At 57.5% G+C, this 10,930-nt stretch carries 8 protein-coding genes; 3 read left to right on the top strand and 5 right to left on the bottom strand.

Annotated elements, in window-relative coordinates; all coding sequences use genetic code 11:
* The 4 genes from WA354_RS14995 to WA354_RS14980 form a co-directional block, all read right to left on the bottom strand.
* Positions 1-1,149 (bottom strand): hypothetical protein (locus WA354_RS14995; protein ID WP_472813827.1); only part of this gene is annotated, 1,149 nt, incomplete at its 3' end.
* 283 nt (positions 1,150-1,432) lie between these two features.
* Positions 1,433-3,559, bottom strand: a complete 2,127-nt coding sequence (locus WA354_RS14990) for a DUF3857 domain-containing protein (RefSeq protein ID WP_472813826.1) — start codon at positions 3,557-3,559, stop codon at positions 1,433-1,435.
* Between the two features lie 157 nt (positions 3,560-3,716).
* Positions 3,717-4,013, bottom strand: coding sequence for a transcriptional regulator (locus tag WA354_RS14985; RefSeq protein ID WP_472813825.1), 297 nt, complete (start codon positions 4,011-4,013; stop codon positions 3,717-3,719).
* Positions 4,010-4,678, bottom strand: a complete 669-nt coding sequence (locus WA354_RS14980; RefSeq protein WP_472813824.1) for a hypothetical protein — start codon at positions 4,676-4,678, stop codon at positions 4,010-4,012. Before WA354_RS14980 ends, WA354_RS14985 begins: the two co-directional genes overlap by 4 nt.
* 212 nt (positions 4,679-4,890) lie before the next feature.
* Between WA354_RS14980 and WA354_RS14975 the strand changes: the two genes are divergently transcribed.
* The 3 genes from WA354_RS14975 to WA354_RS14965 all read left to right on the top strand — a co-directional run bounded on the left by WA354_RS14975 (position 4,891) and on the right by WA354_RS14965 (position 10,342).
* Positions 4,891-7,185, top strand: a complete 2,295-nt coding sequence (locus WA354_RS14975; RefSeq protein ID WP_472813823.1) for a tetratricopeptide repeat protein — start codon at positions 4,891-4,893, stop codon at positions 7,183-7,185.
* 250 nt (positions 7,186-7,435) lie between these two features.
* Entirely contained in the window at positions 7,436-8,953 is a 1,518-nt protein-coding gene (locus tag WA354_RS14970; RefSeq protein ID WP_472813822.1) for a magnesium chelatase, read from the top strand.
* 153 nt (positions 8,954-9,106) lie between these two features.
* Positions 9,107-10,342 (top strand): vWA domain-containing protein, encoded by a 1,236-nt coding sequence (locus WA354_RS14965; RefSeq protein WP_472813821.1) that lies wholly within the window; start codon positions 9,107-9,109, stop codon positions 10,340-10,342.
* Between the two features lie 39 nt (positions 10,343-10,381).
* Here the strand turns inward: WA354_RS14965 and WA354_RS14960 are convergent.
* Positions 10,382-10,930, bottom strand: a 549-nt coding sequence (locus WA354_RS14960) for a carboxymuconolactone decarboxylase family protein (RefSeq protein WP_472813820.1), incomplete at its 5' end; no start/stop codon positions are given.

Here is a 10,930-nt window from a genome sequence, read left to right as displayed (position 1 = left end):
GACAATGTACTTTCCGTCCGGACTCCAGACGCCATCGGTCTGCACGTACTTCGGATCATCGGCGCCCGGCAGCGGTTCGCGCAGCCCCGTGGCGCGGTTGTAATACTCAAGAATCCCACGCGTCGGGAAAAACACCTGCAGGAAGCGATAATCAACGAAATTGGTGACGTAGTAGCTGTCGATCAGGCGGCTCAGTTCAGGTCCAGCAAAGGTACTCAACACGTATTGCCCATTCGGAGAAACCTGCGACATGAACCCGACACGCACTGTGCCGACCTTGCCGTCGGTGTTCCAGTGCACCATGTCCTTGCTCTGAATCACCATGTGCTTCTGCACGGGGACCACCGCGTACAGCCCCTTGTCATTCGCCGGGCCGTCAATATCCATGCCAAACGTCTTGCCATCAGCCGAGAACGAATGGCAATTGGCGCAGGTAGGCATATCTTTCAACACAGTGTGGCTTTCCGGCTTCCGGATGTCGCGAATGCGCCAGTGAATCAGGTGAATATTGGATTGCGCGAGGGGCGCCACTGCTCCGCCATTGCCGGAAGCCGGCATGAGAGGAACATCGCGATAGAAGATCGGCGCGCTCACCTCGTCCGTCGAAGTGGTGAAGGTAACGTGCGACTCAGAGTAGGCGACGTTTCCGTCGCGATATCCGGTGATGGTAGCGGTAGCCGGCTTGTGCGCCGAGTGCGACTGGATTGCTGCCCATGTCGCGGCGTCCGGTTTCCAGGTCCACGTGGCAGCCTGCTGTGGGTTCAGCTTTGGCGGAGAGTTTGAGTCCGACACGCAATCCGGATCAATCGGCCCGAACTGCATCCGCTCGCCCTTTGACGTCGCATGGATCGGCGCAGAATTGTCGGTAAACGAAATGTCGATGCTCCATGATGCGCCGGCTGCGTCGCGCCATAGAAAAGTTGGCGGAGTGATTCCCGGCGGAAATATCGAACCTTCTTCGGGATAATCAATGGAGATTGACGTCAGAACAGGCGCTGCGAAGCCGGCGGCAAAGGCTCGTGCAGAAAGGTTGATCCCGCCTCGATTGTGGGAAGGAAGAAAGAACGCCAGCAGAAGCATGGCAAGAATGGTGAGACCCGGGCGCAGCACAATCCAAAACACCTGCGCCACTCTGCTTACTCGATGCACTGTTCCTCCAAAGAGCTTTGGCCTCTGCATCGAGGAACAATGAAGCAAACTGATTGCTTACGCTTACAGTTCGCTCAATGCTAACTGGAGCCCGGAATTTCTTGTCTGACTGGCGATGAATCGACCGGCATCATCCCCGATTGCTGGGTCGCAGGAGAACAGGAATGAAAGCCGTCAATCTAACGATACTCGCAGGCGATGAAATGACCTGTCAAGATGCCGGCCAGGGCAGAGGCCGGTCCAAAACCCCTTCCCCGGCGTGCCTATCCGCTGCCATTGAAGTTCATTGGACTTTACTGGCCTGTGCCGCGGCCAACAGCAGTGACTGTTGATCGGCTGTAACCACCTTCTGGTAGAAGTCGTGCAACTGCTCGTAATCCTTCGGGTCCAGCAGCGTAAATCCCCGAGCCAGGATGCGTGCGTTCGTGATCGAACTGCCTTGAACTTTGGTGCGAAGCTGATAAGCGGCGTTTTCTTCCCACTTGAGGTTCGTGTCCTGGGGAGTCGCCTCGAGCGTGAAGCCCGCCGGCAGCACGTAGGTGATCTGCTCCTGTTCCTGTGCCGGATAGCGCATGTCAACGGGAAGTGTGCGAGAGCTTTCTGGCGGGAAGGGATTCTGCTCCTGCGCCTCGAAGAAGTTACGCGGCAGCTCTATTCGGCCGTTAGCATTCTTCGGCAAGGAACCCGATACAGGAATAACGGCCAGAAGCTGCTTGCCGGGGTCATCGAGGTAGACGACGTGATCGACAGTAGCCTTGATGCCGGCCGGGACCTGTTGGGCGATCATGGTGTTGATTTCAGAGTTCACCGCTTCGACGCCCGATTTGATTGCGAGCTGTCGCAGCTCAATCGCCTTCTGACCGATGAACGCGATCTTCAGCGATCCTGATACCGCGCCCTGCGGCGACACGTTGAGTGTGCCCACATGCAGAGTGCTGTTGTCAGTATTCTTCTGCAAAGGAGTCACGATGACTTCGGCCTTATTGCCGGCACCCATCGCCACTCCGCCGGCGCCTGCATGCGCCCAGTGCAGCGTCGCAAAGGGAGCCATCCTCGTTCCCGGATCGACGAGAGTCTCTTTCCCGTCGAGCTCGAGCCCTACAAGCACGGTGTCGAGCTGAATGTTATCCATGTATTGCGCCGAGAAGATGCGAAGACTGCGGCTTGAAATCCTCACGGGACGCGCGCTGATTCCAGCTGTCCGCATCAGCGCCAGGTAGAGAAACGCGATCTGGTTGCTCGATCCTTTCTTGCTCAGGAGAACAGACTCTGCTTTGCCCCGCGGAATCCATTCGCTGCCGGTCAGCGGCGCGCCATCGGGACTTGAATCAGTGTTCTCAATCTTCTGCACCACCTCATAGAGCTTCTTCGCCTTTTCGAGCTGTGAATCTGACGGAGAAACAATCTCCTTCACCAGATTCTGCAATGCTTCTGTAGGAGCCGTGTAGGAGTTCAGCGCCTTCGTCCAGAAGCCCATCTGCAGTTGCCAATAGTCCTTTACATCCGGCGTATAGGTGTAAAAGAAGTCCACCGCGTAAGCCCGATCGGTCAGGGGCGGGGCAAATTTCTCGTTGGGAATAGGGGGCACATCCGTGAGATCGATAACATAGTTGCCCATCGCGTCCGTTGTCAGAGTCTTACCAGCCGGAAGGACGGGCTTGAACCGGATGTCGGTCAGAATATTGTCGTGCGGATCTTTCAGTTGGCTGTCTCCCGCTCCTACGTCCTTCGATTGCTGCGGAAGAAATTGCTTGGAAGGCCGGAAAATAAAGCGCTCCTTGTGGATGAAGTATTCCTTCTGCAGTTTCCAGTCCGGCGCAGTGAGATAGCGGTCGTAACGCACCTGGTAGCGGTACTCAATGACGCTTCCAACTTCGACCGCGGGCATCGTGAAGGTCGTTTCGCTGCCCCGGGAGCCCTTTGCCGCCTTTAGCAATTCAGAGGGCTTTCCCGTTAATGGAACGATGGTCCCGTCTGAATGGATCACCCGGCCTTCGAGCGCCCCAATCTCTACCTTGCCAATGTAGGTGTCTGTGTCCCATGGCTGGTCTTCACCCAGGTGGTTGAGACTCGGCGCGTCCCAGCTGTTGGCTGTTCCCGAAGCCATCCTGCTCGAGTTGTTGCCCACAGCATTAAACACAAATGTCTTTGGATAACTGATATGAACGACGGCGGCACTCTTTCCCTCATCCGTCAGGACCTTGATGCGCGCGTAAATCGTCCGAAATGCGTGGGGATCGTCTTCGGTTTCCTCGCGATACAGATACACCGCCGCAGCCCCCGGCGCCTTGGGATCCGACGTCATGGTCAGTTCCTCCCTCGAAACTGGCGGAAACTGTGCGTGCACTACCCGTGGAACGGTCACAAGAGTCAGCAGAAAGGCAAACGGAAGCACAGCATGAAAACGCATAGATGTCTCCAGGAAGTATCTAGTTCTAGGACGGATGTGCACCCCAAAAGGTTCAACGCAAATATACCGGGATAATTCTTCCGAGTTATTATCCACCCTCAGCGAAGTGCGAAGCTGTGACGGCAGAACCTCCGCCTAGGAGTTCGTCAACCGATGCTTAGAGAGACCTTTTGAGCATCTTCCGATACTCCTCGAAAGAGGCCCGACCTGTTTGAGTCAGACTCAAACGCGTTTGGGGCACCTTGCCGCGAAAAGTCTTCTCCACGCTGACGTAGCCCTCGGTCTCAAGACGCGCGATATGGCTGGAGAGGGTGCCTTTGTTCATGGCGGTCTCATGTTGGAGGTACAGAAAGTCCACAGTTTCGACAGCGTAAAGAAGCGCCACAATCATTAGCCGGCCAGGTTCGTGGATGACGCGATCAAGGTCCGCGATGGCTTGAATGTGAGGCTTCATTCCGACTTCACCCCACGACTGTCATGGAGGTAGAGCGCGAGACTCACGACTCCGGAGATAAGCAGAATCACGCCGGTAAAGGCGTTGAACCAGAACAGCGATCCGAGAAGTCTGACGTTTAAGGCGATCGCGAGCCCGGACTGGCTCATCGGAGCGCTCGCAAGCTGAACTGGGAACATTGCGATCACGAATGCGTTGATCACTAGAACTGCCGCAACGATCCATTTCCAACGAGCTACGCGTGCTACTCGATAAGCGTAAGCGGCGGCCATGAACAAGCCAAGGACAATCGTCACGAGCGCCGTGGGGTCGTTTTCGACTCTACGACTTGTAAGTAACGCGAGCCCACACGCAGTCGAAGCCGCAAGCAATCCAATGAGTCCGGGCCACCACAGGCTGGGTTTTCGGTAGCTGATGAATCCAGTACGACGATAGGTGATGAGGCTCTTCATCGCTTTTCTCGCGTAAAGAATGGCGGTCACCAACAGAGTTGCGAAAATGAGCAACGTAAAGACGTTGTTCCAAATCGAATCTTGACGCGCGTGAGACCCGACCCATTCGTACACCGTGAAGCCGATCATCATGCTGCCCAGCATAAGTTCACTCGACCCGTCTACGTTTTCGTAAAGCGTGGGCCGTTCCAAAATAGCCTGAACGTCTTCCATGTTCCCGCCTCCTGACCGGAAAGCCGTCTCAAGTCCATGACGGATCCCATTACGCCAACCAGTTTGCGCTGCCAACCACAATTTGTCAAGCACATTGAATGCCCGGGTGGCGACCTCCATCCCATTGATGTGAGCGGGATCACCGAAGCATTCGCTCTACACCTTCATCCTCAAGATAAAGCGCCAGTTTAGTTGAGGTCGCTTTGGGGCTCATGAGGGTTCGTCTTTCCCACATTCCGATGGTGGCGATCCTCGCTGCCGGTTCGGTGGCGCTGATATGCGGCGCCGCATTTTCCGCGTCTTCCGGCACGCCCCTGCAAGCTGCAACAACAGCGCAAGTTGCCGCCATCAAAATCGACTATCCGCTGGATGGCTCAGTCTTCCCTCCCGAGATCACTCCGCCCACTTTCCTCTGGCATGACGCAAACGAAACATCGAAGCGCTGGGCGTTTGAGGTTTCATCCGGCGGGGCCCCCGCAACCCTTCGCATCAATGCCCCGGGCGATCTGCTTCAAAGCGGTCAAAATGATCCCGACGCGGGGCCTGACCGCGCTCTCACGCCCGAGCAGGCCTCAACTCACACTTGGAAGCCAGACGTCGCCACCTGGGACAAGATCAAGCATCTGTCTGTGAACTCACCGGCTCGCATTACCATCAAGGGGCTGGCGGCGGACGGGTCGGAACCCGTCTCAATCGGCCAGGTAAGCATCTCCACCTCGCCCGACCCGGTTGGAGCTCCGGTTTTTTATCGCGACGTCCCGCTGCGCCTTCCTCCGCCCGAGGAGAAAGGCCCGATAGCTCCGCTCCCACGATCGGCCATACCTCTCATCAAGTGGCAAATTCGCGATATCTCTCAGCCCAAAAGCCACCTGGTGATGACGAATCTGCCCACGTGCGCAAACTGCCATTCCATCTCGCGCGATGGGACGACGTTTGGACTCGACCTTGACGGGCCCCGCAACGACAAGGGGCTCTATGCTCTGGTCCCGGTCTCGAAAGAGATGACCATCCGCAATTCCAATGTCATTCATTGGAGTTCCTTCGGGCTGAACGACGAAACACGCGCAGCCGATCCAGCGGTCAAGCGCTTCGGATTCATGTCGCAGGTCTCGCCCACCGGTCGCTACGTGGTCACTTCCATCGGGCCGCCCAACAATACCAACAAGCATCAAAATGAGGAGCCCGGCTTCGCTTCTGGAATCCTCGACCGCATCTACAGCACCAACTACCGCAGCATCCAGTTCAGCCAGGTCTTCTATCCCACGCGCGGCATTCTCGCCTGGTACGACAGCAAGGAAGGCAAGATGCGCCCGCTGCCCGGAGCGGACGATCCGGAATATGTCCATACGAGCGCGTTTTGGTCACCAGATGGCAAGTACCTCATCTTCAGCCGGGCACTCGCTCGCGATCCCTATCCCGCAGGCGCAGCAAAGCCCGAGCAAGCCAACGATCCCGGCGAGACGCAGATCCAGTACGACCTCTACAAAATACCCTTCAACGAGGGCCGTGGAGGCAAGGCCGTTCCCGTCGAAGGCGCGTCCGCCAACGGCATGAGCAATAACTTTCCCAAGGTTTCGCCCGACGGCAAATGGATCGTCTTCGTGCAGAACAAGAACGGCCTGCTGATGCGCCCCGACAGCAAGCTCTATATCGTACCTTTCGCTGGCGGCAAGCCGCGCCTGATGCATTGCAATCTCGCGCCCATGAACTCCTGGCACACCTGGTCTCCTAACGGACACTGGCTGGCATTCTCCTCGAAGGCTCGCGGCCCTTACACGCGGCTTATGCTCACGCACATCGACGCCGACGGCAACGATACCCCCGCCATCATCGTCGACGACACCACCGCCGCGAACCGTGCCATCAATATCCCCGAGTTTGTAAACCTGCCTCCCGGCGCATCAATCGACAAAATCGACCCGGAGGCAACTAATTTCTATCGCCTCTTCGACCAGGCATACGCGCAAATCGAGAACAGCCAGTTTCCTGAAGCGATTGACACGCTGCACAAAGCCATCGCCACAAATCCCGAAGACCCGCTCTCGCACTACGTCCTGGCTACCGCCCTCAGTGCCAACGACCAGGAGAAAGACGCGCTCACCGAATACCGCAGAGCCGTCGCCCTGATGCCCACCAATCCCAACTTCCTCGATCACCTCGCCGTCTCGCTGGCCCTCAACGGCGACTCCGAAGGCGCCATCGAGCAACTGAATAAAGCCATCGCCGTCGATCCCGGTTCAGTGGAGTATCGCTTCAACGTCGCCTATGTCCTTGAATCGCGTGGTGACTTCGCCGGCGCCATCGCTCCCCTTGAGAAAGCGGTTGCACTCAGCAGAGGCAAAGACTGGCGCTGCCTCGCCGAATTGGCTAAGGTGTACGACAAGACAGGCCGCAGCGCTGACGCCATCCCGGTAGCCCGCCAGGCCCTTGACCTTGCGCTGAAGCAAAACAATCAACAGGTTGCAAGCGCTCTGCAGGATGCGCTCGATCACTACGAACATGAGTGATTCGGCGCAAAATCAAATTAGTGAGCGCTGCGCTGGAATAGTTTCCTGTTTTGCGGGATAATTCCATCTCCCGCTTCGCCCTCTCTCATGGAGCGGTTGAAAGTCCTGAAAATCAACAGGTCCCGGTTGATGCAAACACCTAAATCTTCGGGCCGATGAAAAGAACCTTCGTTCTCTCGCACCACATAAGTGTTGGCGCGCGTCTACTATACACACACCGGTTCGGTCGGGCCGGAACAGGAGCCATTCGATGCCAGCTCACCCTCTTCCCCAATCGCTGGGGGAATTGCGCAGCAGCACCCAGTTTTCTGAAGCTCGTCTAAAAACCCGCAACGTCAAGGATGAACTGCGCTCCAACCTGATCGCACGCCTTCAGTCGCGCGAGATCCTCTTCCCCGGCATCGTCGGCTTTGAAGACACGGTTGTCCCGCAGATTGTCAACGCCGTTCTTTCCCGGCAGAACTTCATCTTGCTCGGCCTCCGCGGCCAGGCCAAGAGCCGGATTCTTCGCGCGCTCACAGCCCTGCTCGACGAACAGATGCCGTGCATTGCCGGCTGCGAAATTCGCGACAACCCCTACAATCCACTCTGCAAACGCTGCCGCGAACTGATCGCCGTGCGCGGCGAATCCACCCCGATCGCCTGGATCGGCCGCGACGCGCGCTACGTGGAGAAGCTGGCCACGCCCGACGTCACCGTGGCCGATCTGATTGGCGACCTCGATCCGATCAAGGCGGCGCGCGGGGGGGAGGATCTCTCCAGCGAACTCACCATGCACTACGGCCTGCTGCCGCGTGCCAACCGCGGCATCTTTGCCATTAACGAACTGCCCGATCTTGCCGGCAAAATCCAGGTCGCGCTCTTCAACATCATGCAGGAAGGCGACGTGCAGATTAAGGGCTACCCTGTGCGGCTCGCGCTCGACGTTGCGCTCGTGTTCAGCGCCAACCCCGAGGACTACACTGCCCGCGGCAAGATTGTTACGCCGCTCAAGGATCGGATCGGCTCCGAGATTCGCACCCATTATCCCGAGACGCTCGAAGAAGGCATTGCCATCACCGCACAGGAAGCATGGGCAGAGCGTTCCTCCGCGCACATCGAGATCCCACCCTATGTTCGCGCCGTTGTCGAGCAGGTCGCCTTCTCCGCACGCGAAGACAAGAGGGTCGACAAGCGCAGCGGCGTCAGTCAGCGGCTTCCCATCTCCACCATAGAGTTGGTCGTCTCCAACGCCGAACGCCGTGCTCTCGTCAACGGTGAGAAGTTAGCCGTGCCGCGCATCAGCGACATCTACGCCGCGCTCCCCGGCATCACCGGCAAGCTCGAACTGGAATACGAAGGCGAAATGCGCGGCGCTGACACGGTTGTTCGCGAACTGATCCGCACCGCGGTAGGCAAAATCTACGAGAGATACTTCTCCGAAACCAACACACAGCAGATCGAGCAGTGGTTCAACCTCGGTGGAACCGTCAAGCTCGACGACAACCAGTCCAGTTCGGCGGCACTCGCCGACCTGAAGAAGATTCAGGGCCTATTCGAAAAGCTGTCTCCGCTCCAGGTAAAAGTCTCCGACGATCCACCGGTGGCTGTTGCGGCGGCTGAATTTCTGCTTGAGGGTCTGGTCGCGCACAAGAAACTAAGCCGCAGCGAAGAACGCGGCTTCGCGGCGCCCGAAAGAGCGAAACGCAAAGAGGACCGCGATATCGAAGTTGAGTTTGACGACTGGCAGCGCGCCCGCCGGTCAGGCCGTGGCGGCGGCTTGAACTAGCACCTTCCTCGTCACGAACGGGAGTGCACAAAGATGAAGTGTCATCCTGAGCGGAGCAGCTTGGGGCCCCAACAACGTTGGGGTAAGCGGAGCGAAGGATCTGCTTTTGTTCTTCACTTTGCGCGAATAGAAACCGCAACATCAGAGGAAACCATGAAGCGCGTTCGCTACACCAAATTCACCGGCGACCTGGCCTCAGAGATGGACATTGAGGACCTGCTCAAGGCTCTTTCCGACTACCTGCTCGATTCGGGTTTCCGCGATCCCTATCTCCGCTTCCAGGATATGGACCACACCCTCGACGACCTGCGCGAAGCATTGCGGCAGCTTCTCGAATCCGGCGATATGTTTGACGACCGCATCCGCCAGCAGCTTGAACAGATGACGGAACAGGGCAAGCTCGACGAACTGATCGACAAGCTCATTCAGCGGATGGAGCAGGAGAATTACATTTCCTATTCGCAAAACATGGACCCCACGCAGATGTCGCAGATGATGGGGCAGGCGGGCAATGTGCAGGGCGAGGTCAAATTCGAAGTCACCGACAAGAGCCTGGACTTCCTTGGCTTCAAGACGTTGCGCGATTTGCTCGGGTCTCTGGGCAAATCAAACTTCGGCCGCCATGATACGCGTCACTGGGCAACGGGCGTCGAAGCTCACGGAGCTTCGCAGAGATATGAATTCGGCGACACTCTCAACCTCGATACGACCACCACGCTCAAATCGGCAATCTCTCGCGAAGGCATCGGCCTGCCTCTCAATCTTGAGTACGACGACCTGCATGTCCACCAATGCGAATATCAGAGCTCCTGCGCCACCGTCGTCATGCTGGACTGCTCGCACTCCATGATCCTGTATGGCGAAGACCGCTTCACACCGGCGAAGAAAGTGGCGATGGCGCTGTCGCACCTGATCCGCACGCAGTACCCCGGCGACTCGCTTTCGCTGGTTCTTTTCCACGACTCCGCCGAAGAGCTGCCCGTTTCGCAACTGGCGCGCGTTAAGGTCGGACCGTATTACACCAACACCCGCGAGGGCCTTCGAGTCGCACAGCGCATCCTTGCCCGCCAGCGCAAGGACATGAAGCAGATTGTGATGATCACCGATGGCAAACCATCAGCGCTAACACTCCCTGACGGCCGCATCTACAAGAACGCTTACGGCCTCGACCCGCTGGTGGTCAGCGAAACGCTGGAAGAAGTCGCACGCTGCAAGCGCTCCAACATCATGATCAATACGTTCATGCTGGCGTCGGATTTGGGCCTCGTGCAATTCGTGCACAAGGTCTCGGAGATGTGTCGCGGCAAAGCCTACTTCACCACGCCGGACACGCTGGGCGAGTATCTGCTGATGGACTACATGAATCGCAAATCAAAGACGATTCACTAAGGGAAGCGGCCAGGGATCAGGTTGCACGGAATTGCATTCTCATCGTTGGCGTTGCAGTTCCTCGGCAAGGATGGGCAGACCAAGGTTGAAGGTTTGAACTCCCTGGACGACGCAGAGCTTCAACACTTCCATAATTTCCTCCATGGTGGCGCCTGCCTGTAGCGCACTTTTGATGTGGCGGCGTGTGCCCGGCGCATACATGTGCGTGACGGAAGCATCAAGGGCGATGCTGAGGAGTTCAAGCTCTTTGGTCGACATGAGCCCGCTCTTGTACACCCCCGCTCCCATCGCCATGAATTCGTCTGTAAACACCGGATCGAGTTCAAAGAACGGATCCCACGCCGTGTTCCACTGGCCGATCTTTCGCATCGCATCACAAGCCGGGGTCGGCTCCGTGGTGGTTCGTGGAGTCAGCTTCACGTTGGCAGCTTTGGATTCTTCCAAGAGAATGGGAGCAGCCAGACTACAGGAGTGAATGGAGAGGACCGATCCGCACTTGAGGACGAACAGGATCTCGTCGCGAGTCGCGCCGGCTTCGAGCGCGGCCCGAATATGGTGACGCGTTCCGTCGGGATTGAGATTCGTGCA

It is taken from the genome of Occallatibacter sp. (genome assembly GCF_049802275.1).
Classification (GTDB): Bacteria; Acidobacteriota; Terriglobia; order Terriglobales; family Acidobacteriaceae; genus Telmatobacter.
The sequence above is the reverse complement of the archived record's forward strand: the minus strand, read 5'-3'. Positions and strand labels throughout refer to the sequence as shown.

What these genes read in the sequence shown, in the direction of transcription:
- WA354_RS14990 (WP_472813826.1), bottom strand. Translation starts at nt 3,559, where the DNA reads ATGCGTTTTCATGCTGTGCTTCCGTTTGCCTTTCTGCTGACTCTTGTG.
- WA354_RS14985 (WP_472813825.1), bottom strand. Translation starts at nt 4,013, where the DNA reads ATGAAGCCTCACATTCAAGCCATCGCGGACCTTGATCGCGTCATCCAC.
- WA354_RS14980 (WP_472813824.1), bottom strand. Translation starts at nt 4,678, where the DNA reads ATGGAAGACGTTCAGGCTATTTTGGAACGGCCCACGCTTTACGAAAAC.
- WA354_RS14975 (WP_472813823.1), top strand. Translation starts at nt 4,891, where the DNA reads ATGAGGGTTCGTCTTTCCCACATTCCGATGGTGGCGATCCTCGCTGCC.
- WA354_RS14970 (WP_472813822.1), top strand. Translation starts at nt 7,436, where the DNA reads ATGCCAGCTCACCCTCTTCCCCAATCGCTGGGGGAATTGCGCAGCAGC.
- WA354_RS14965 (WP_472813821.1), top strand. Translation starts at nt 9,107, where the DNA reads ATGAAGCGCGTTCGCTACACCAAATTCACCGGCGACCTGGCCTCAGAG.